This is a genomic window from Labedaea rhizosphaerae, from assembly GCF_004362825.1.
Lineage (GTDB): Bacteria > Actinomycetota > Actinomycetes > Mycobacteriales > Pseudonocardiaceae > Labedaea > Labedaea rhizosphaerae.
Window position 1 is genome coordinate 201,100 of sequence record NZ_SNXZ01000006.1, and the last position, 20,464, is coordinate 221,563.

Annotated in this window: 26 protein-coding genes; 15 read left to right on the top strand and 11 right to left on the bottom strand. The window is 70.5% G+C overall.

Features of this window, described 5'->3' with window-relative positions:
• Positions 1 to 12: 12 nt before the first annotated feature.
• Complete coding sequence (locus tag EV186_RS29895; protein WP_133852811.1) at positions 13 to 582, top strand: DNA-3-methyladenine glycosylase I; 570 nt, start codon at positions 13 to 15, stop codon at positions 580 to 582.
• On the opposite strand, the gene EV186_RS29900 is transcribed toward EV186_RS29895, so the two are convergent.
• Entirely contained in the window at positions 569 to 1,354 is a 786-nt protein-coding gene (locus EV186_RS29900; RefSeq protein ID WP_243754360.1) for an enoyl-CoA hydratase-related protein, read from the bottom strand. The two genes, EV186_RS29895 and EV186_RS29900, sit on opposite strands and share 14 nt — an antisense overlap.
• 250 nt (positions 1,355 to 1,604) lie before the next feature.
• Between EV186_RS29900 and EV186_RS29905 the strand changes: the two genes are divergently transcribed.
• Positions 1,605 to 1,772: a DUF3117 domain-containing protein gene (locus EV186_RS29905; protein ID WP_133852813.1), complete on the top strand. Its 168-nt coding sequence runs from the start codon at positions 1,605 to 1,607 to the stop codon at positions 1,770 to 1,772.
• A gap of 73 nt (positions 1,773 to 1,845) precedes the next feature.
• A complete protein-coding gene (locus EV186_RS29910) occupies positions 1,846 to 3,354 on the top strand; it encodes a leucyl aminopeptidase family protein (RefSeq protein WP_133852814.1) in 1,509 nt (502 codons plus the stop codon).
• A 24-nt stretch (positions 3,355 to 3,378) separates the two neighbouring features.
• Here EV186_RS29910 and EV186_RS29915 read toward each other — a convergent pair whose 3' ends face one another.
• On the bottom strand, positions 3,379 to 3,843 hold the full coding sequence (locus EV186_RS29915; protein WP_166659391.1) for a GtrA family protein: 465 nt from the start codon (positions 3,841 to 3,843) through the stop codon (positions 3,379 to 3,381).
• Between the two features lie 128 nt (positions 3,844 to 3,971).
• Here EV186_RS29915 and glgC point away from each other — a divergent pair, with 128 nt between their 5' ends.
• Positions 3,972 to 5,189, top strand: coding sequence for a glucose-1-phosphate adenylyltransferase (gene glgC / locus EV186_RS29920; RefSeq protein ID WP_208115858.1), 1,218 nt, complete (start codon positions 3,972 to 3,974; stop codon positions 5,187 to 5,189).
• Between the two features lie 67 nt (positions 5,190 to 5,256).
• Here glgC and EV186_RS29925 read toward each other — a convergent pair whose 3' ends face one another.
• The gene (locus EV186_RS29925; protein WP_243754361.1) at positions 5,257 to 5,907 is read right to left on the bottom strand and encodes an O-methyltransferase; all 651 of its coding nucleotides are present in this window, start codon (positions 5,905 to 5,907) and stop codon (positions 5,257 to 5,259) included.
• Between the two features lie 222 nt (positions 5,908 to 6,129).
• On the opposite strand from EV186_RS29925, the gene sigE reads away from it, so the two are divergent.
• The 4 genes from sigE to tatB all read left to right on the top strand — a co-directional run bounded on the left by sigE (position 6,130) and on the right by tatB (position 9,540).
• Positions 6,130 to 6,708, top strand: coding sequence for an RNA polymerase sigma factor SigE (sigE, locus tag EV186_RS29930; protein ID WP_133853107.1), 579 nt, complete (start codon positions 6,130 to 6,132; stop codon positions 6,706 to 6,708).
• Positions 6,705 to 7,346, top strand: coding sequence for a zf-HC2 domain-containing protein (locus EV186_RS29935; RefSeq protein ID WP_133852816.1), 642 nt, complete (start codon positions 6,705 to 6,707; stop codon positions 7,344 to 7,346). Before sigE ends, EV186_RS29935 begins: the two co-directional genes overlap by 4 nt.
• 267 nt (positions 7,347 to 7,613) lie before the next feature.
• A complete protein-coding gene (locus EV186_RS29940; RefSeq protein ID WP_133852817.1) occupies positions 7,614 to 9,131 on the top strand; it encodes a S1C family serine protease in 1,518 nt (505 codons plus the stop codon).
• Between the two features lie 10 nt (positions 9,132 to 9,141).
• Positions 9,142 to 9,540 carry a Sec-independent protein translocase protein TatB gene (gene tatB, locus EV186_RS29945; protein WP_133852818.1) on the top strand — a complete coding sequence of 133 codons (399 nt, stop codon included), beginning with the start codon at positions 9,142 to 9,144 and terminating at the stop codon, positions 9,538 to 9,540.
• A gap of 89 nt (positions 9,541 to 9,629) precedes the next feature.
• Here tatB and EV186_RS29950 read toward each other — a convergent pair whose 3' ends face one another.
• Positions 9,630 to 9,959, bottom strand: a complete 330-nt coding sequence (locus EV186_RS29950; RefSeq protein WP_133852819.1) for a YnfA family protein — start codon at positions 9,957 to 9,959, stop codon at positions 9,630 to 9,632.
• Entirely contained in the window at positions 9,956 to 10,411 is a 456-nt protein-coding gene (locus EV186_RS29955) for a MarR family winged helix-turn-helix transcriptional regulator (protein ID WP_243754362.1), read from the bottom strand. The genes EV186_RS29950 and EV186_RS29955 overlap by 4 nt, the downstream gene beginning before the upstream one ends.
• Positions 10,412 to 10,496: 85 nt before the next feature.
• Between EV186_RS29955 and EV186_RS29960 the strand changes: the two genes are divergently transcribed.
• The gene (locus EV186_RS29960; RefSeq protein ID WP_424983743.1) at positions 10,497 to 11,624 is read left to right on the top strand and encodes an Mrp/NBP35 family ATP-binding protein; all 1,128 of its coding nucleotides are present in this window, start codon (positions 10,497 to 10,499) and stop codon (positions 11,622 to 11,624) included.
• Here EV186_RS29960 and EV186_RS29965 read toward each other — a convergent pair.
• A complete protein-coding gene (locus tag EV186_RS29965) occupies positions 11,621 to 11,824 on the bottom strand; it encodes a helix-turn-helix transcriptional regulator (protein ID WP_133852822.1) in 204 nt (67 codons plus the stop codon). The genes EV186_RS29960 and EV186_RS29965 overlap by 4 nt on opposite strands.
• A 2-nt stretch (positions 11,825 to 11,826) precedes the next feature.
• The gene (locus EV186_RS29970) at positions 11,827 to 12,465 is read right to left on the bottom strand and encodes a hypothetical protein (protein WP_133852823.1); all 639 of its coding nucleotides are present in this window, start codon (positions 12,463 to 12,465) and stop codon (positions 11,827 to 11,829) included.
• A 129-nt stretch (positions 12,466 to 12,594) separates the two neighbouring features.
• On the opposite strand from EV186_RS29970, the gene EV186_RS29975 reads away from it, so the two are divergent.
• Together EV186_RS29975 and EV186_RS29980 are read left to right on the top strand one after the other, a co-directional pair.
• Positions 12,595 to 13,509: a helix-turn-helix domain-containing protein gene (locus EV186_RS29975; protein ID WP_133852824.1), complete on the top strand. Its 915-nt coding sequence runs from the start codon at positions 12,595 to 12,597 to the stop codon at positions 13,507 to 13,509.
• Complete coding sequence (locus EV186_RS29980) at positions 13,506 to 13,685, top strand: DUF397 domain-containing protein (RefSeq protein WP_133852825.1); 180 nt, start codon at positions 13,506 to 13,508, stop codon at positions 13,683 to 13,685. Before EV186_RS29975 ends, EV186_RS29980 begins: the two co-directional genes overlap by 4 nt.
• On the opposite strand, the gene EV186_RS29985 is transcribed toward EV186_RS29980, so the two are convergent.
• Genes EV186_RS29985 through EV186_RS29995 form a run of 3 tightly spaced genes read right to left on the bottom strand, consistent with a single transcriptional unit; the run spans position 13,686 to position 16,317 of the window.
• Complete coding sequence (locus EV186_RS29985) at positions 13,686 to 14,186, bottom strand: DUF1003 domain-containing protein (protein WP_133852826.1); 501 nt, start codon at positions 14,184 to 14,186, stop codon at positions 13,686 to 13,688.
• A complete protein-coding gene (locus EV186_RS29990) occupies positions 14,179 to 15,456 on the bottom strand; it encodes a magnesium transporter MgtE N-terminal domain-containing protein (RefSeq protein ID WP_133852827.1) in 1,278 nt (425 codons plus the stop codon). The genes EV186_RS29985 and EV186_RS29990 overlap by 8 nt, the downstream gene beginning before the upstream one ends.
• A gap of 9 nt (positions 15,457 to 15,465) precedes the next feature.
• Positions 15,466 to 16,317 (bottom strand): aminoglycoside phosphotransferase family protein, encoded by an 852-nt coding sequence (locus EV186_RS29995; RefSeq protein ID WP_133852828.1) that lies wholly within the window; start codon positions 16,315 to 16,317, stop codon positions 15,466 to 15,468.
• A 68-nt stretch (positions 16,318 to 16,385) separates the two neighbouring features.
• Between EV186_RS29995 and EV186_RS30000 the strand changes: the two genes are divergently transcribed.
• From EV186_RS30000 to EV186_RS30015, 4 genes are all read left to right on the top strand, one after another.
• The gene (locus EV186_RS30000) at positions 16,386 to 17,192 is read left to right on the top strand and encodes a slipin family protein (protein WP_133852829.1); all 807 of its coding nucleotides are present in this window, start codon (positions 16,386 to 16,388) and stop codon (positions 17,190 to 17,192) included.
• A 17-nt stretch (positions 17,193 to 17,209) separates the two neighbouring features.
• A complete protein-coding gene (locus EV186_RS30005; protein WP_133852830.1) occupies positions 17,210 to 18,142 on the top strand; it encodes a hypothetical protein in 933 nt (310 codons plus the stop codon).
• Positions 18,143 to 18,247: 105 nt separating this feature from the next.
• The gene (locus EV186_RS39120; protein ID WP_166659392.1) at positions 18,248 to 18,607 is read left to right on the top strand and encodes a hypothetical protein; all 360 of its coding nucleotides are present in this window, start codon (positions 18,248 to 18,250) and stop codon (positions 18,605 to 18,607) included.
• A 79-nt stretch (positions 18,608 to 18,686) separates the two neighbouring features.
• Complete coding sequence (locus EV186_RS30015) at positions 18,687 to 19,883, top strand: acyl-CoA dehydrogenase family protein (RefSeq protein ID WP_133852832.1); 1,197 nt, start codon at positions 18,687 to 18,689, stop codon at positions 19,881 to 19,883.
• Here the strand turns inward: EV186_RS30015 and EV186_RS30020 are convergent.
• Positions 19,880 to 20,419 (bottom strand): hypothetical protein, encoded by a 540-nt coding sequence (locus EV186_RS30020; protein WP_133852833.1) that lies wholly within the window; start codon positions 20,417 to 20,419, stop codon positions 19,880 to 19,882. The genes EV186_RS30015 and EV186_RS30020 overlap by 4 nt on opposite strands.
• Positions 20,420 to 20,464 lie beyond the last annotated feature (45 nt).

Sequence of the window (20,464 nt, forward strand, 5' to 3'; positions counted from 1 at the left end):
GCGAGGTGTCGCATGACCGGGTCGGTCGCGGGGGCGGACGGCAAGCTGCGCTGCCCCTGGGGTGTGTCGACGCCGGACTACGTGGACTACCACGACGAGGAATGGGGCCGGGTGCTGCACGGCGACGCCGCGCTGTACGAGCGGCTGTGCCTCGAGGCGTTCCAGTCGGGCCTGTCGTGGATCACCATCCTGCGCAAGCGCGAGTCGTTCCGGGCGGCGTTCAAGCGGTTCGACCCCGTGAAGGTCGCGGCGTTCGGCGAGAAGGACGTGGCGCGGCTGATGGCCGACGCGGGCATCGTGCGCAACCGGGCCAAGATCGACGCGGCGATCCGCAACGCCCGTCTCGTCGTCGAGCTCGACGGCGGGCTGGACGAGCTGTTGTGGTCGTTCGCGCCCGAACGCCGGCCGCGGCCGAAGGACACCAGCGAGGTGCCCGCCGTGACCGACGAGTCGAAGGCCATGGCCAAGGCGCTGAAGAAACGCGGGTTCGCGTTCCTGGGGCCGACGACGTGCTACGCGCTCATGCAAGCCACGGGCATGGTCGACGACCACCTCGCCGACTGCTGGGTCAGCGACCGCTGAACCGCGGCTTCTCCTTGGCGACGAACGCCTTGGTGGCCGCGCGGTGGTCTTCGGTGGCGCCGGCCTCGGCCTGCGTGCGTGCCTCGACCTCCAGCGCCTCGGTCAGCCCGGCCGTGGTGGACGCCAGCGCGGCCTCCTTGATCTTGGCGTAGGCGGTCGTGGGCCCAGCGGCCATGCGCCCGGCCAGCTCGGCCGCCGTGGTCGCCACCTGGTCGTCGGGCACCACCGTGGTGACCATGCCGATGCGCAACGCCTCGTCGGCCGCGACCGGCTTGCCGAGCAGCATCAGTTCCATGGCCCGCCCGTAGCCGATCAACCGGGGCAACGTCCAGGACGCACCCGTGTCCGCGCTCAACCCGACGCCCGCGAACGCCAGCAGGAACTTCGCCGACTCCGCCGCCACCCGTAGGTCGCACGCGAAGGCCAGCGAGGCACCGGCGCCGGCCGCCATCCCGTTGACCGCCGCGAGCACCGGCTTGGGCATCCGCATGATCGCCTCGACGATCGGGTTGTAGTGCTCGCGCACGGTGCTCATCGGCTCCGGCGCGTCGCTCTCGAGGCGCGCGACGTGTTCCTTGAGGTCCTGCCCCGCGCAGAACGCGCGGCCGGAACCGGTCAGCACCACGGCCCGCACACCCGCGTCCTCGGCGGCCTCGCGCAACGCAGCCAGCAGCTGGTCCTTCAGCTCGGTGGTCAGCGAGTTGAACGCCTCCGGCCGGTTGAGCGTCAGGGTGCGTGCGCCGTCGTTGTCGTCGATGAGCAGGGTGGACACGGTCGCTACCTCCAAGGCACGGGTACGGGAGATCGTGCCAGCTCGGGAGCCCTCCGGACCAGCCACGTCCGATGTGGACGCGCTGGCCGGGAACCCGTGGACTCGACATCGTGGCCGGTCACACGACACGCAAAGATCGGTTGGATTTCGTCGCGGTGACCCGATGGGGGAGAATGTGCGCGAACCCGGGCGGCTCATGATCGACTACTGCCCGTCCGGGGTCGGCAGGCTATGACGGAGGGAGCACGCTATGGCGGCCATGAAGCCCCGGACCGGAGACGGTCCCCTCGAGGTGACGAAGGAGGGTCGGGGCATCGTGATGCGCGTGCCGCTGGAGGGTGGTGGGCGCCTGGTCGTCGAGATGTCCGCTGAAGAAGCGAGCGCGCTCGGGGACGCCCTCAAGGACGTCGCGGGCTGACCCCGCCCCACGCAAGTCCGCCCCGGTCGCAGCACGCCGGGGCGGTTCTTTCGTCTACCTGTGAGGATTTGTCGTGCCGAGCCCGTTACCGACGTTGCCCACCGCGCTGCCTGGTCTCGAGGTCGCCAAGACCGTCCGGCGCGGGGTGCCGCTCGCCGTGGTCGCCATGCGCGACGACGAGGGTGAGCCGCTCGTCGGGCCGGGTGGCGAAGCGATCACCACGGACTGGGTGGCCGACGCCGGGCTGACCGCCGGCGCGGGCCAGGTCCTGTCCGGGCCGTCGGGCACGGACGTGCGCTGGGTCGTCGGCCTCGGCGACGGGGCCGTCAAGGCGTGGCGCACGGCGGGTGCCGCGCTGACCCGTGCGGTCAACACGGCCGCGGCGGCCGACGAGGAAGCCGGCCGCGCCGTGCAGCGCAACGTCCAGGTGGTGCTGCCGCCCGACGCGGGCGCCGAGCAGGTCGGGCAGTTCGCGCTCGGCGTCTTCCTCGGCGGCTACAAGTTCGTGGTGACCGAGCAGGAGGCGAAGCCGCGGCTGCGCACGCTGACGCTGATCACCGGCGGCGACTTCGCCGAGGTGGTGGCGCGGGCGCACGCACAGGCATCGGCGACCGCGCTCACCCGCGACCTGGCCAACTCCCCGTCCAACATCAAGGACCCGGCGTGGCTGGCCCGCACGGTGAGCCGGATCGCGGGCAAGGTCAACGGTCTGGCCGTGCAGGTGCGCGACGAGCAGTGGCTGGCGCGCAACGGTTTCGGTGGCGTGCTCGCGGTCGGCGGCGGCTCGGACCGCCCGCCCCGGCTGGTGGAGCTCTCGTGGGCGCCCCGGGGCGTCAAGGGGCCGCATCTGGTCTTCGTCGGCAAGGGCATCACGTTCGACACCGGCGGCATCTCGATCAAGCCGGCCGACGGCATGCACCTGATGCGCACCGACATGGCCGGCGGCGCGGCCGTGATGTCGGCGGTGCTTTCGGTGGCGCGGCTGGGGTTGCCGGTGCGGGTGACCGGTTTGGTGCCGTGCGCGGAGAACCACGTGTCGGGGTCGGCGTACCGGCCGGGCGACGTGGTGCGCCACTTCGGGGGCAAGACCACCGAGGTGACCAACACCGACGCCGAGGGCCGCATGGTGCTGGCCGACGGCCTCGCCTACGCGGTGGCCGAGCTCGGCGCGGACCTGCTGGTGGACGTGGCGACCCTGACCGGCGCGATGAAGGTCTCGCTCGGCACGCGGACGGCGGGGCTCTTCGCGACCGACGACGACTTGGCCGACCGCGTGCGTGCCGCCGGTGAGCGGGTCGGCGAGGCGTTCTGGCGCATGCCGCTGGGCGGGGACTGCGACACCGTGCGGGTGGAGATGGTCGAGAGCGTCCGCAGCGACCTGGCCGACGTGCGCCAGTGCCCGCCGGGCGCGGGTGCCATCACGGCGGCGCTGTTCCTGCACGAGTTCACCGGCGGGTTGCCGTGGGCGCACCTGGACATCGCCGGGCCCGCGCGGGCGGACAAGGTCTACGACGAGGTCGTGCCCGGCGCGTCCGGGTTCGCGGCCCGGACCCTGGTGGAGCTGGCCGCTTCGTACGCGTAGTGACACGGCGGGTGCGGTGACGACCTACGCGGATTTGCGCGTGCCGAACACGCGGTCGAGCACCCAGAACTTGAGCACGAACACCGGCGCCCCGCTGAGCAGGTAGGCCGCGTTCAGCCAGAGCGTGCGCTCGACGCGGTCGGGCATCCACAGGCTGACCAGCCACTCCGCGCCGCCGGTCATCAAGATCGACACGACGCCGCCGGCCGCGGTCACCAGCACGTAGGTGAGCAGCTGCGGGCGCAGCCGTTGCGGCCCCCGCACGCCCCACGCCCACCGCCGGGTCAACACGAAGTGCGGCACCGCCCCGGCCAGGAACGCCAGCGTGCTCGCCGCGAGCGCGCCCGTTCCGCCCGCGTAGAGCCACGCGAGGACCAGCTGGCTGAACGCCGTCGCGGCGAGCGAGGCGACGGCGAACTTGCCGAACACGCGGGCGAGTCGCGGCCTCGCGGCCGGCCTCGACGGCTCAGCGGCCGGCAACGTGTGCACGGCCCCAGCATTCCCCACGCGAGCTGAAAGTCCTCTGAGGGTGCGAGTGTGGCGTCCGTGCGGCACCCGGGTGAACAGGCGCGAGGTCGTGTGGCAGGAACCACCACCACGCAGCTAGGGTCACGATCGTGAAAGGCCAGCCGCGTGTGCTCGGGATCGTGCTGGCCGGTGGCGAGGGCAAGCGCCTCTGGCCGCTGACCGCCGACCGGGCGAAGCCGGCCGTGCCGTTCGGCGGCAACTACCGGCTGATCGACTTCGTGCTGTCCAACCTGCTCAACGGCGGACTGCACCAGCTGTGCGTGCTGACGCAGTACAAGTCGCACTCGCTGGACCGGCACATCTCCACCACGTGGCGGCTGTCCAGCGTGCTCGGCCAATACATCACCCCGGTGCCCGCGCAACAGCGCCTGGGCCCGCGCTGGTACACCGGCAGCGCCGACGCGATCTTCCAGTCGCTGAACCTCGTCTACGACGAGAACCCGGACCACATCGCGGTCTTCGGCGCCGACCACGTGTACCGGATGGACACGTCGCAGATGTTCGACCAGCACATCGAGAGCGGCGCCGGCGTGACCGTGGCCGGGATCCGGGTGCCGCGCACCGAGGCGAAGGCGTTCGGCTGCATCGACTCCGACGCGTCCGGCAAGATCACCCGGTTCCTGGAGAAGCCCGCCGATCCACCGCACGTGCCCGACGACCCGGACGTGACGTTCGCCTCCATGGGCAACTACGTCTTCCGCACCGAGGTGCTGCTCGAAGCCCTGCGCGCCGACGCCGCCGACCCCGAATCCATGCACGACATGGGCGGCGACATCATCCCCATGCTGGTCGACCAGGGCCGCGCGCACGTCTACGACTTCGCCGACAACGACGTGCCCGGCGCCACCGAACGCGACCGCGGCTACTGGCGCGACGTCGGCACCCTGGACGCCTACTACGACGCGCACCTCGACCTCGTGTCCGTGCACCCCGTCTTCAACCTCTACAACCAGAAGTGGCCGATCCGGACCGCGACGCCGCCGCTGCCGCCCGCCAAGTTCGTCAACGGGGGCAGCGCGCAGGAGTCGATCGTCGGGCCGGGCTCGATCATCTCCGGCTCGTCGGTGACCGAGTCCGTGGTCAGCGCCGACGTGACCATCGAGGACGGCGCCGTCGTCGAGGGCGCGGTGCTGCTGCCCGGCGTGCGGATCGGCAAGGGCGCGGTCGTGCGCAAGGCGATCCTGGACAAGAACGTCGTGGTCGCCGACGGCGTGCAACTGGGCGTGGACCTCGCGGCGGACCGCGAGAACTACACCGTCAGCGCGGGCGGCGTGGTCATCCTCGGCAAGGGCGTGCGAGCGGACTAGCCATGAATGTCCCATTCAGGACGCTGGGTGCCACGAATGGGACATTCATGGCACGGTGCCGAGCGGACTAGAGCTTGGCGGCCACCAGCAGGCCGTCGCCTACGCCGAGCAGGGCGGGTACCAGTCGTTCATCGTCGCGCACCGCGCGGCTGACCTCGCGGATCGCCAGCGTCTCGGCGTCGCGGATGGCCGGGTTGATCACGCGGCCGTGCCAGAGCACGTTGTCGAACGCGATCACGCCGCCCGGGCGCAGCAGCCGCACACCGTGCTCGTGGTACTTCGGGTACTCGGCCTTCGCCGCGTCGACGAACACCAGGTCGTAGCCGCCGTCGGTCAGGCGCGGGAGCACGTCCAGGGCCCGCCCCATGATCAACCGCGTGCGGCCCGGCCCGAACCCGGCCTCGAGGAACGCCCGCTTGGCCGCGGCCTGGTTCTCCGGCTCGACGTCGATCGAGGTCAGCACGCCCTCCGGGGCCATGCCACGCAGCAGGTTCAACCCGCTCACCCCGGCCCCGGTGCCGATCTCCACCACCGACTTCGCGCGCACCGCGGTCGCCAGGAATCGCAAGGTCGCCCCGCCCGCGCTGCCGATGGGCACGCAGCCGAGCTGGTGGCCCCGCGCCCGCGCGGCCGCGAGCACGTCGTCATCGCTCTGGTAGCCCTCGATGTGGTCGCGCAGGCCCGCCAGGTCTTCCGGTTCCACTGATGGGGTGGTCACGACTGGCGAGATTACTGCCGAGACACCGCTGAACGGGCGAACCACTCAGCAAAACAGTTTCTCAGTTTTCTCTCAGTCGATTCTCACTACCGTCCCAGGACAAGGAGCGATAGTTGGTATCGGCGGGGACCAACCTCTGGGGGAGCGGGGAACACAGTGAGCAAGGTGGACGTTGGGGAGAGCAGTGGTACCAGCCACGGCCCGGAGGTGGACACCCGCACGATGACCGTGCAACTGGAGCAGCATGGCCCCGTCGACATCGACGGCGATGCCGCGTGGACCCCGCCCACCTGGGACGAGGTCGTCCGCGAGCACGCCGATCGGGTCTACCGCCTTGCCTACCGCCTGACCGGCAACGCGCACGACGCCGAGGACCTCACCCAGGAGACGTTCATCCGGGTGTTCCGCTCGCTCGCGTCCTACAAGCCCGGGACCTTCGAGGGCTGGCTGCACCGCATCACCACGAACTTGTTCCTCGACATGGCCCGCCGCCGCTCGCGGCTGCGCATGGAAGGCCTGCCCGACGACACCGACCGCATCGTGGGCGACGACCCGAGCCCCGAGCAGGTCTACACCGACACGCACCTGGACCCGGACCTGCAGGCCGCGCTCGACGAGCTGCCGCCGGAGTTCCGCGCCGCCGTCGTGCTGTGTGACGTGGAAGGCCTGTCGTACGAGGAGATCGGCGCCACCCTGGGGGTGAAGCTCGGTACTGTGCGGTCGAGGATTCACCGGGGCAGGGCGGCGCTTCGAGCCAGCCTGGAGCGGCGGCGGAAGGTTCAGGAGGGTTCGGCCTCATGACCGATCTTCGGGGTTGGGGCACGTCCGTACCGCACTTGTTGCCCGACGCTGTGGTCGCCTACGTCGACGGTGAGCTCTCGCCGAGCTCGCACGACCGCGCGTCCGCCCACGTGGCCGGGTGCGCGTTCTGCGCCGCCGAGGTGACCGCCCAGCGCCAGGCCCGCGCCGCCGTGCGCGCCGCCGACACGCCGTGCACGCCCGCCGGGCTGCTCGCCGCCTTGCGCGCCATTCCCCAGCACGTCGACCTGCCGAGCGCCCCGGACAACCTCGCGGTCTCCGACGACGGGCAGTTGGTCGTCGTGCAGCGACCGGATGCCGTCTCACCGCTCGGGTCCTCGGCCGCTCTGGGCTCTTCGGCGCCGCTCGGCCACGGATCGGCTGTGCTCGGCCAGCGGCCGAAGTCCGGTCGTGCGTTGCCCGGCCGGGCCGCGCAGGGCGCCGGCGTGGTCGTGTCCGGGTTGGTGCTCGGGGCGTTGGCCCTGGTGACGCCGGGATCCGGGACGCCGCAGGAATCGGTGCCCGGCCCTCAGGGCGAGGTCCGCCCCGCCGCGGTCTTCGGCGTGGCCCAACCGGCCACCCGCCCCCAGACCCGCGCCGCCGCCATGGCCGTCGCCCTCCGCGACGCCAAGGCCAGCTAACCCACCCCTCCCCTCCGCTTCTCCTTTCCCCCGACGGGCGTGTCCCACATTCGCGCGGGGTGTGTCCCACGTTCCCGTCGGGCGTGTCCCACGTTCGCGCGGGGTACGTCCCATGTTCGGAAGAGGGGACACACCCGGTCAGAAGAGGGGACACACCGGGTCGGAAGAGGGGACTCGCCATGGTTGGCGGGGTCGAAACCGTAACTTCACTGGGGACCAGGCAGTCTGATCAGCACAAGCCGAGCGGAGCCTGGTGACCGACGAGCGATGACTGAGCAGCACGACAACGACACCCAACCCGAGGCCGGGCGCATCCCCGCCGACCAGCGGGTCGGGCCGCGCCCGTTGGAGCGCCCACCGGTCGATCCGGGTGCGGCCGCCGTCTTCGCCCGCCCGAACGGCGTGCAGGGCGCCTTCGCGCCCACCAACGCCAACCACCTCGGCGGCATCCGCTCGGCGCCGCCGCCCCCGCAAGCCCTGGTCTCGGCCTTCAGCCGGCCGCCGACCACCAACGGCGAGACCCTGCAGCGCCCGCCGGGTGAGGTCGACGAGGGGCCGGACGCCGAAGACCCGATGTGGTCGGGTTCGTCACCGTGGCGCGATCCCGGTGCGGGCGCGGTCGTCGGGCCGCCGGCGCTGGACCCCAACGACGACGAACCCGCCACCAAGGCCAAGCCCAAGGGCCCGCTGCTGAGCCTGCCCGAGCTGTTGTTCGGCCGGCGGGTGAAGCCGGTCGCGTTGATCCTGCTCGCCGTCGTCGCGCTGCTGATCGGCACCGCGGGCGGCGCGCTCGGGTTCTTCCTGGGCAAGCAAGGCGACTCGCTCACCGACGACGGTGTCTCCCTGGCCACCGTCTCGCCGGCCAAGGAACGCCCGGCCGGGTCGGTCGCCGACATCGCGCACCGGGTCACCCCGGCGGTCGTGTCCATCGAGATCCGCGGGAACCAGGTCTCCGCGGTCGGTTCGGGCGTGGTGATCGACGGCAAGGGCTACGTGCTCACCAACTTCCACGTGGTCGACGCGGGCAGCCAGGACTCCAGCGCCAAGATCACCGCCGTCTTCACCAACGGCAAGCGGGTCCCGGCACAGGTCGTGGGCACCGACCCGAAGACCGACCTCGCGGTGATCAAGGTCGACTTGACCGACCTCACCGTGATCCAGTTCGGCAACTCCGACGACCTGCAGGTCGGCGACGAGGTCATCGCGATCGGCTCGCCGCTCGGCCTGGCCGACACGGTCACGTCCGGCATCGTGTCCGCGCTGCACCGCCCGGTCACCGCGGACGACGGCGCCGGCGGCGGCACCGTCACCTACGACGCGATCCAGACCGACGCGGCCATCAACCACGGCAACTCCGGCGGTGCGCTCGTGGACACCACCGGCGCGCTCGTCGGCATCAACTCGGCCATCCGCAGCGGTGGCGGCGAGGACTCGGGCAGCATCGGCCTCGGCTTCGCGATCCCGGTCAACGACGCCCGCAAGGTGGCCGAGTCGCTGATCAGGACCGGCAAGGTCGCGCACGCGGACCTCGGCGTGAACGTCCGCTCGGTGTCGGCGGAGACGGCGGAGGGCGCCCAGGTGGTCAACGTCGTCGACGGCGGCGCGGCCAAGCAGGCGGGCATCCGCGAGGGCGACGTGATCCGCAAGGTCGGCGACCGGCCGGTGCGCAACGCCCCCGAACTGACCGTCGCGGTGCGCGAGCACAACCCAGGCGACACCGTCCCGGTGGAACTGGCACGGCAAGGGCGAGATCTCACGGTTCAAGTGACGTTGCGCTCGGATTAGGCTGGTTCACGTGTTCGAGAACGTCGGGTGGCCCGAAATCCTGGTGCTGGTGCTCGCCGGGCTGTTCATCCTCGGCCCGGAACGCCTGCCGTCGGCGGCCGCGTGGCTGGGCCGCAACGTGCGCAAGGTGCGGGAGTACGCCTCGGGCGCGCGCGACCAGCTGAAGAACGAGCTGGGTCCCGAGTACGACGAGCTGCGCAAGCCGCTGGAGGACCTGCAGCGCCTGCGCGGCTTCAACCCCCGGGCCGCGATGACGAAGCACCTCTTCGACGACGTGGGCGACGACTCGTCGTACAAGCCGAACGGCCACCCGGGCCCGATCGGCAACAACGGCACCGACGCCACGAAGAGCGACAACCGCCCGCTCGAAGCCGGCGAGAAGCCCCCGGTGGACCCCGACCTCACCTGAGCCGGGTCCCACAAGCCGGGCGAGCAAGTGGCGGTCGAAGCGATGTTTCCAAATAACGAGCTGAAGTCGAGGTTCGGAATATTGCCTGGTCAGGTGCGGGGTGCGTACATGATCACGGCCATGCCGAGCAGGCAGATCACCGCGCCGGCGAGGTCGAACCGGTCGGGTCGGTAGCCGTCGGCGACCACGCCCCACGCGAGCGAGCCGGCCACGAAGATCCCGCCGTAGGCGGCCAGGATGCGGCCGAAGTTCGCGTCGGACTGGAACGTGGCGACCACGCCGTAGAGGCTGAGCGCGAGTGCGCCCGCGCCGATCCACGCCCAGCCGCGGTGCTCGCGGATGCCTTGCCACATCAGCCATGCGCCGCCGATCTCGAGGACCGCGGCGAGTACGAACAGCGCGACCGAGCGCAGGATCACTGGGTTGCTAGGCGTTCGCAGACCGCGCCGATCTCGTTCAGTTCGTCCTCGCCGAGCAGCGAGACGAAGTGCTCGACGACGCCGGCGAGGTGGGTGCGCGACGCCGTGCGCAACGTGTCCAGCCCGGCCTGTGTGAGCACCGCCACCACACCCCGCCCGTCGCTGTCGACGCGTTCGCGGCAGACCAGCCCGGCCACCTCGAGCCGGTCGACCAGGCGGGTCACGCCGGAGCGCGACAGCAGCACGGCGTCGGCGAGTTCGGCCATCCGCAGGCGGCGCTGCGGCGCCTCGGCGAGCTGGACCAGCACGTCGTAGCCGCCGAGGGACAGGTTGCGCTCCGCGACGAGCTCTGCCTCGAGGAGCCGGGTTATCCGGGCGTGGGCGCGCAGGAACGACCGCCACGCGCTCAGTTGTTCGCGGGTCGGGACGCGGGAAACGGCCTGATCGGGCACAGGCCGATGGTACGGAAGGCACGCCTGACCGCGAGGGCGCGGGTGGGCGGTCCGTAGCATGGAACCCGTGAGCAACGCGCAGACCATGCCCAATGTCGATGCGGTACGCAAGGCCTTGGCCACGGTGCAGGACCCGGAGATCAACAAGCCGATCACCGATCTCGGCATGGTCAAGGACGTGACCATCGGCGAGGACGGGGTCGTCGACGTCGCGGTCTACCTGACCGTGGCGGGCTGTCCGCTGCGCGACAAGATCACCAAGGACGTGACCGCGGCGGTGGCCGCGCTCGACGGCGTGCGCGACGTGCGCGTGACGCTGGACGTGATGAGCGACCAGCAGCGCACGGAGCTGCGCCGCTCGCTGCGCGGCGAGAGCGAGGACCCGGTCATCCCGTTCGCCCAGCCGGGCTCGCTGACGCGCGTGTACTGCGTCGCGTCCGGCAAGGGCGGCGTCGGCAAGTCCAGCGTGACGGTGAACCTCGCGGTGGCCATGGCCGAGCGCGGCCTGAAGGTCGGCATCGTGGACGCCGACATCTACGGCCACTCGATCCCGCGCATGGTCGGCACGACGGAGAAGCCGACCAAGGTCGAGAAGATGATCCTGCCGCCCCAGGCCAACGGCGTGAAGGTCATCTCGATCGGCATGTTCACGCCGGGCAACACCCCGGTGGTCTGGCGCGGGCCGATGCTGCACCGCGCGTTGCAGCAGTTCCTGGCCGACGTGTTCTGGGGCGACCTGGACGTGCTGCTGCTCGACCTGCCGCCTGGCACCGGCGACATCGCGATCTCGGTGGCCCAGTTGATCCCGAACGCGGAGATCCTGGTGGTCACCACCCCGCAGCAGGCCGCGGCCGAGGTGGCCGAGCGCGCCGGGGCGATCGCCCTGCAGACCCGTCAGCGGGTCGCCGGCGTGATCGAGAACATGTCGTGGCTGGAACTGCCCGACGGCGGGCGGATGGACGTCTTCGGTTCCGGTGGCGGGGCCTCGGTGGCTTCGTCGCTGTCCCAGGCCGTCGGGGCCGACGTGCCGTTGCTGGGTCAGGTGCCGCTGGACCCGCGGCTGCGCGAGGCCGGCGACGCGGGGACGCCGATCGTCAAGGCGGTGCCGGAGAGCGCGGCGGCGCAGGTGCTGACGGAGATCGCGAAGAAGCTGTCGGTCCGGGCGCGCGGGCTGGCCGGCCGGATGCTGTCGGTGAGCCCGGCGGGCCGCTAGTCAGCGACGATTTCGTCGACCGCGACGCCCAGTTCCCGGGCGATGCGGTGGAGCTTGATCATCGCGGTCGCGTCGTCGCGGTTCTCGATGTTGCGCAACGAGCCCGGATTGGTGAAGCCGACCCGGGCGGCGAGTTCGGCGGTGGTGAGGCCGCGTTCATGGCGTCGTCTGCGGATCTGCGCGCCATTCGGTCGAGGCATCCTCACGCGTCGAGGTCGACGTAGGTGCAGTCGGTGAGTTCGCGGGTGAGCTGGTCGGCCTGCAACCACTGGATGCGGGGATCGTCGAACTGCACCGTGTGGGCGCCGGTGAGGAGCGGGTGGCGGTTGGGCCAGCCGGTGGCGTAGAGCCCGCCCCAGGCGCCGCTGACGAACGAGTGGGCGCGGATGGCGAGGTGGTCCCGGTTGAACGAGGGGCAGGCTCGCACGGAGATGCGGGCGCAGCGCAGGCACAGCGGTGGCTGGGTCATCTGTGCCCGCCGGGGCCAGCCCGGCCAGCGGTGGGGCTGGTCGGAGATGAGCCACAGCGTGCCGTCTTCGTTGTGATCGGCGGGTCGCGCGCAGACCTGGCACAGCAGGCGCCGCATGGCGCGGCGTTGGCGCAGCGGGTGCATCTGCCGGTAGAGCGGCTCGCCGACTCCCGGGCAGGAGGAGACACGGGTCCACAGCAGGCGATGGCCGTCACGGTCCACTGAGGACTCATCGGCGTAGGCGATGCCCTGCCGCGTCTCGACAAGAGGCGCCGGGAGGACTTCCTCGGCACTCCATCGGGCGACATACGGCACCGGGCCGCGCGGACCACGGAATACTGGCTTGTCGGCTTTGACGACAGGACTGGCCATGGGGGTTGCTCTCGTTCCCGGTGCTAGGTTCGATTTGCGGACTTGCCAAGTCTCTGGTGAAGAGCTGACGCCGACAAAATGCCTTGCCTAGGCGCAACAGGTGAGGTTGGCCCGCGACCCGGTGACGCTATGCTGTTACCGGCCGACAACCCGGAGATCAAGGCTGTGGCTCGAACCCCGAAGGCCCGCGCGCTGGGCGCCGAACTCCGGCAGGCGCGCGAAGAAAAGGGCTTGCTCCTGCGCGAGGTGGCTGCTGCGATCAAGCGCGACATCGGTGTGCTGTCACGTTGGGAGACCGGCGACCGCACGCCGAAACCGGAGCAGGTGGCCCAAATCCTGACGCATCTCGGCGTGGGCGGTGATCGCTACGAAGAGATCATGACGCTGGCCTACGGCACCGGCGAGTCGCAATGGGTGGCAACTACGTTGCCCGAGCAGCGCCAGCAGATGGCAGCCTTTGTGCACTGGGAGCAGAACGCCACCCGGATCGTGGAAGTCGCCCCGCTGCTGGTGCCCGGCTTGCTGCAGACCAGCGAGTACACCAGAGCGATCATGACAGCGGCCGGGATCGAGACCGGCGAGATTGCGTCGCGCGTCGCCACGCGCATCGGCAGGCGCGAAATTGTCACGAGAAAGAAGAAGCCCGCTGAGTTGGTGGTGTTGCTGGGGGAGAGCGCCCTGCGGCAGGACATCGGAGGCACCGAAACCACGATCGGACAACTAGCGCATCTTCTGGAGATGGCGGCCCGGCCGAACATCGAGCTGCGCATCGTCCCCGATGGCAGTGACTGGCACCCCGGACTCGACGGCGCATTCGCAATCATCGAGTCGAGCGTGGCGACCCTGGTGCGGAAAGGTCGGGCGGCTGACTCCGACTCGATTGCCTTTGTCAGCTTGCTTCGATCGGTGCTGATGCTGCACGAGGACGAGGACGTCCACGCGTACAAGCGTGCCGTCGACCGCATCTACCCGGTGTCGCTCCCGCCGGAGGCCTCAGCCAGGTTCATCAAAGACTTGCTCAAACGAATGGAGAAGGACACGTGACCGACGACCTCCGCTGGCGCAAGTCCAGCCGTAGCGCGAACAACCCCAACTGCGTGGAGATGGCTCACCTCGGCCACCGCGTCGCCGTCCGCGACTCGAAGAACACCGACGGTCCCATCCTCGAATTCAGCACCGCCGGTCTCAAGGCCCTCCTCGACCACGTCGACGAGAAGTAGTCAGTACGACGTCTTCTTCTCGCGCGGGCGGGGCTTGGCGTCCAGGTCGGCGCGCAGGCGGTCCAGTTCACCGCGCAGGTAGTCCCGCGTCGCCACCTCACCGACGGCGATCCGCAGCGCGGCCAGCTCCCGGGCCAGGAACTCCGTGTCCGCCTTGGTCTGCGCGGCGCGGGCCCGGTCCTCTTCCAGCGAGACCCGGTCCCGGTCGTCCTGGCGGTTCTGGGCCAGCAGGATGAGTGGTGCGGCGTAGGCGGCCTGCGTGGAGAAGGCCAGGTTCAGCAGGATGAACGGGTACGGGTCCCAGCGCAGCGACACCGCGACCAGGTTCAGCGTGATCCACGTGATGACCAGAAGCGTCTGCCAGAACAGGAACTTGCCGGTGCCGAGGAAGCGGGCGAGGCCCTCGGAGAACCGGCCGAACGCCTCCGGGTCGACCCTCAGCGTGAGCCTGCGGGGCGCGCGTGGCTGGTCGAGGCGCCGCCGGGTGAACGGTTCAGGCATCGGCGGCCTCCGGGTGGCTTTCCTGCCAGGTGGTCTCCCGCCAGCCCTCGGGCAGCAGGTGGTCGAGCACGTCGTCCACGGTGACCGCGCCCAGCAGGTGGTCCTGGTCGTCCACGATCGGCGCGCACACCAGGTTGTACGCGGCGAAGTAGCGGGTCACGTCGCTGAGCAGGGCATCCGGGCGCAGGCTCGCCAGCTCCTTGTCCACCGCGCCCGCCACCAGGTCCGACGGCGGTTCGCGCAGCAGCCGCTGGATGTGGACGCAGCCCAGGTAGCGCCCGGTCGGCGTCTCCGACGGGGGCCGGCACACGAACACCATGCTGGCCAGTGCGGGGGTCAGGTCCGGGTTGCGCACCCGGGCCAGCGCCTCGGCGATCGTCGCGTCGGGCGTGAGCACGATCGGTTCCGGGGTCATCAGGCCGCCCGCGGTGTGCGAGGAGTACTCCAGCAGCCGTCGCACCGGCGCCGACTCCTCGGGCTCCATCAGCTCCAGCAGCCGGTCCTTCTCCAGCTCGTCCAGCTCGGCCAGCAGGTCGGCGGCGTCATCCGGGTCCATCGTCTCGAGGATGTCGGCGGCGCGTTCGTCGTCGAGGTGCCCGAGCAGGTCCTTCTGGTCCTCGTCGGGCAGCTCCTCGATCACGTCGGCGAGCCGCTCGTCGTCCAACGCGTCCGCCACCTCGTAACGACGCTTGGTCGGCAGGTCGTGCAGGTGCGCGGCCACGTCGGCGGCGCGCATGGTCTCGTACACGGCGAGCAGTTGGTGCGCGTCCTGCGGCTGGCCGGTCAGCTCCAGCACGCCCGGGCCGAGCACCTCTTCCCATCGCAGCACCTGGATCGGCCCGCGCCGGCTGAGCCGGCCCGTGCGTTCGCGCACGGCGACCCGGCCGAGCACCGAGTCCCGGGTGCGGATCTGCTCCATGCCCACATCGACGACGTTGGCCACGGCACCGCTGGCCTCGATGGTCACCTGGGCGTCGAGCAACTCGCCGAGCACCAGGACCTCGTTGGGCCGCTGGCTGAAGTGCCGCAGGTTGACCGAGCCGGTGGCGAGGGTCACCGCGCTCGCCTCGATCGAGGTGACCCGCAGCATCGGCACGAAGATCCGTCGCCTGGTGGCCAGTTCGACCACCAGGCCGAGCACCCGCGGGGGCTGCCGGTCCGCCCGCAGCCCCGCTACCAGGTCACGGATCTTGCCGATCGACTCGCCGTCGGGCCCGAACACCGGTAGCCCTGCGAGTTGAGCTGCGAAGACCCGGTTGGTGGCGGCCACGGGCACAGGCTATCCGGCCAGCGCCAGGCCCACCGCCCGGCACGCGGGCGTCAGCTCGGGATAGATCCAGTTGTCGACCGCGCGGGCCAGCGCCCAACCCCGCGCCCGCTCGGCGTCGAGGCCGGCCTCCCGCACGATCGTGGCGTAGCGGGCCATCACGTCGTCCTCGCCGAACCTGTTCCACAGCAACGGAAGCACGCCGAATTCCGGGTCACCGGCGATCGGCTTCGGGTCGATCATCACCCAGGTCCCGTCCCGGCCGAGCACGTTCTCGTAGTGCAGGTCCTCGTTGGTCAGCAGCGGTCGCGCGAGGGGCCCGAACCGTTCGCACGCCGCGACCGCCTCGGCGACGACGTGGTCCGGCACGATCCCCTTCGACTGCTCCGGCAACTCGGTGACCCAGCGCTTGGCCACCGCGGCCAGCGGGCGGATCTCGGCCGGTGCGGGGATCGCGAGTGTGCGCAGGAACTCGGCGCACACGTGCACGGCCTCGTCGAGCGGCGCGTCGTCCAGGACCCGGGTGTGGTCGAGGCGTTCGAGCAGCAGCACGAAGTTCGCGTCGTCGGCGTCCAGCACGCGCACCACGTTGCGGCCCTGCCACAGCCGCAGGGCGAGGCCTTCGTGCTCGGCCTCCACGTGGGGCCAGGTCACCTTGAGCACGGCCGCGTCGCCGCTCGCGGTGCGCACCGGCAGGACGAGCGCGCCCATCCCGTGCATCGGTGCGCCGTCGTCGAGGGTCAGCCGCCACCGCCGCAGGTAGCGCTCGGCGAGCGCGGGCAGCGCGTCCAGCCAGGGGCGTTGCGCCTCGCCCTCCGCCTCGACGAGGCCGGTCACGAACGTCGCGGGCACCGAGATCGACACCGGGAAAGCGTAAGCTGGTGGACACCGATTTCCATGCTCGCGCGGCTTGTCCGGATCAGGAGCGCGTCATGATCGTTCTCTACCTCCTCCTCACGGTGCTCGCGGTCGGCCTGGTCGCGTTCAGCAGCACCGCCCGGGTGATCAAGCAGTACGAACAGGGCCTGGTGTTCCGCTTCGGCAAGGTGCTCGACCAGCCGCGTGACCCGGGCCTGACCTGGCTGATGCCGATGGTCGACCGGCTGCAGAAGGTCAACATGCAGGTGGTGACGATGCCGGTGCCCGCGCAGGACGGCATCACCCGCGACAACGTGACCGTCCGGGTCGACGCGGTCGTGTACTTCCGGGTCATCGACCCGCGCCTGGCCGTGGTGAAGGTCGAGAACTACCGGCAGGCCATCGGGCAGGTCGCGCAGACGTCGTTGCGCTCGATCATCGGCAAGAGCGACCTCGACGACCTGCTCTCCAACCGGGAACGGCTCAACGAGGGCCTCGAGCTGATGATCGACAGCCCGGCCCTGGAGTGGGGCATCCAGATCGACCGCGTGGAGATCAAGGACGTCTCGCTGCCCGAGAGCATGAAGCGCTCGATGTCCCGGCAGGCCGAGGCCGAACGCGAGCGCCGGGCCCGGGTGATCGCGGCGGAGGGCGAGCTGCTGGCGTCGCACAAGCTCGCCGAGGCGGCCACCGCGATGGCCGACACCCCGGCCGCGCTGCAGTTGCGGCTGCTGGAGACCGTGGTCGAGGTGGCCGCGGAGAAGAACTCGACGCTGGTCCTGCCGTTCCCCGTGGAGCTGCTGCGCTTCCTCGACGCGCGCACCGAGCCGCGCAAAGGTGAGGTGACCCCGGCCGCGCAGGAGAGCCCGCCGACGGCGTGAGGCCGTAGGGTGTCTTCATGGGACTGTTCGGCAAGCGCCGCGACGGCAGAGGGGACCAAACCGACGAACGGGAGCCACGGGATCACGCGCTGCCCGTGCTCTCGGCCGCACAGGCTCAGCGATTGCGCAGCCTGAGCCGGCGAAGCATGGCCCAGGCGGGGCTCGAGGTCACGGTGTACGCCGACTACCTGGAGGACAGCTCCGGACGTGAGTTCGGCCTGGACGGGCTGTCCCGCGTGGTCGCCGGGCTGCCGGAGAAGCAGTGGCCGACCGCGGTCGAGGAGCACGTGAACCGGCTGCTGGCCGTGGTCGACGCACCCGACGAGTTCGACGTCCCCGTCGAGGACCTGCTCGCCCGCACCTACCTGCGCCTCTACCCCGCGAACACGCTGCCCGACGCCGACCGGTGGAGCTACGGCCGCGAGGTGCTGCCCGGCGTGCTCGAGCTGCTCGCCTTGGACCTGCCCGACGCGGTCGGCGTCTTCACCGACGACCGGGTCGCGCCGCACGGCCTCGAGGACCTGCGCCGGGCCGGGCTGGCCAACCTGCGGACGGTCCAGGCCGACGAGCGCAACGACATCCAGGGCGTGCAGGTGCTGCTCGGCGAGTCGGTCTACCTCGCGTCGACGTTGCTGATCCTGCCGGAGATGGTGCTGCGCACGACCGGCGAAGCGCTGCTCCCGAACGGGGTGCTGGCGGCGGCGCCGTCACGCAACGTGCTGATGTACCACGTGCCACGCGACGGTCAGGTGATCGGCGCGATCGAGGCGATGGCCAACATGGCCCGCCACGACCACGAGTCGAGCGTCGGTCCGGTGACCCCGCACGTGTACTGGTGGCGGGACGGTTCCTTCAGCCAGATCACCCACGACGCGGAGGACGGCGGCATCGCGGTGCACATCGAGGGCGACTTCGCCGAGGTGTTCACCAGGCTCACCGGGGAGTCGTGACTTGTTCACGGTGGGTGTAACTCTCGGGTAGGTTGCCGTGAGATAACGCACAGGTAACGGTCGGCAACTTGCCAGGACCCCACCCGTCCGGGTGAACCTAGGGGCATGGCGAAGCACCGAGTCTCCAAGGAGGGCCGAAGTCTGTTCGGCTCGCGCAAGCGTGACAGCCTCTTCGAGCGTTCGTTCACCCGCTGCCACGGCTGCGGCGACGACGTCTACGTCCTGGCGGAGGACTGCCGGGCTTGTGGCGCCGTGTTGAACGCCGCGACGTCGAACCCCGCGCCCGAGCCCGTCCGCCACGCCCAGCCGGTGCCGCAGGCCCACTACGCCCAGCTGGCACGCCAGGCCCAGCCGCTCGCCCAGCCCCGGCCCGTCCTGCAGGCCCGGCCGGTGCACTACGCCCAGCTGGCGAGCCAGGCCCGCCTCGCGGCCGTGGCCGGTGAGCCGAAGCTGCGCGCGAGCTAGCTCACGTCCGGGCGCGAACGAGCGTTAACCGATGGATACTGCTCGGTAACTTCTCGACGCGACCTCGATGGGAGCACCGATGGCCCGCCTCGCCCAGACCGCCGGCTTGACCGACGTCCAGGAAGAGATCATCTCGACCGTCCGCGACTTCGTGGACAAGGAGATCATCCCGCACGCGCAGGCGCTGGAGCACGCGGACGAGTACCCCACGGACATCGTCGAGGGCATGAAGGAGATGGGCCTGTTCGGGCTCACGATCCCCGAGGAGTTCGGCGGGCTCGGCGAGTCGCTGCTGACCTACGCGCTGGTGGTCGAGCAGATCGCCCGCGGCTGGATGAGCGTCTCCGGCGTGATCAACACGCACTTCATCGTTGCCCACATGATCAAGCAACACGGCACGCCCGAGCAGAAGCAGCACTACCTGCCCAAGATGGCGACCGGCGAGATCCGCGGCTCGTTCTCCATGTCCGAGCCCGACCTCGGCTCCGACGTCGCGGCGATCAAGACGCGCGCCAAGAAGGACGGCGACGACTACGTCATCGACGGCGCGAAGATGTGGCTCACCAACGGTGGCAGCTCCAACCTGATCGCCCTGCTGGTGAAGACCGACGAAGGCGCGGACAAGGCGCACAAGAACCTCACCACGTTCCTGATCGACAAGGAGCCCGGCTTCGGCGAGGTCGCGCCCGGCCTGACCATCCCCGGCAAGATCGACAAGATGGGCTACAAGGGCGTCGACACAACGGAAGCGGTGTTCGCCGACTACCGCGTCGGCGCCGACAAGATCCTCGGCGGTGCGTCCGGCAAGGGCTTCGCGCACATGATGGACGGCGTCGAGGTCGGCCGGGTCAACGTGGCCGCCCGCGCCTGCGGCATCGCGATCCGCGCGTTCGAGCTCGCGATCGAATACGCCCAGCAGCGCAAGACCTTCGGCAAGCAGATCGCCGACCACCAGGCCATCGCGTTCAAGCTCGCGGAGATGGCCACCAAGGTCGAGGCCGCGCACCTGATGATGGTCAACGCCGCGCGGCTCAAGGATTCCGGCGAGCGCAACGACGTCGAGGCCGGCATGGCCAAGTACCTCGCGTCGGAGTACTGCGCCGAGGTCACGCAGGAGTCCTTCCGCATCCACGGCGGCTACGGCTACTCCAAGGAGTACGAGATCGAGCGGCTCATGCGCGAGGCGCCGTTCCTGCTCATCGGCGAGGGGACCAGCGAGATCCAGAAGACGATCATCAGCCGCGGTCTGCTGCGCGAGTACAAGGCCCGCGGCTAGGCACGCGGGCGCTTCTCACAGACGTCCGCAGGTGGCAGGCCGGCCGAACCGCTGTCCATCACCTCGCACGGCACCGGCCCGAACACGCACCACGAGTCGTCCTCCATGCTCATCTGCAGCACGAGGTCGATGCCCGGCCGGTCGGCGGAGCGCAGTGTGGCGTTGGCGAAGCCGCTGCCGAGGTCCTCGACCGCGAGCACGCTCGCGTTGCCGTAGCTCTGGTAGAACGCCGTGATCTCGGGTGAGCGGGCCGCGTGCTCGCACAGCAGGGAGCTGACCCCGTCGAGGTCGTGTGCGGTGAGCGCGTCGGCGACGGCCTGCGCCGTCGTGTCCGCCTCGTCCTGCGGGTCCGGCAGGCTCACCAGCACGATCACCAGGACGGCGGCGGCTGCGACGGCCACGAACCCGGCCACGCCCCACCACACGGATGCCTTGCGCTTCTTGGGAACCGAGCGACCTGGGCGGGTCACCCGCACGTAACCGGCGGGGAGGTCGGGCAAGTCGTCCGGCTCGTCCTCGATCGGCTGCTGTGTCATTGCGCTCTCTTCGTTCGTGCGGATCGCGGCCTCTTGGCCGCCTGC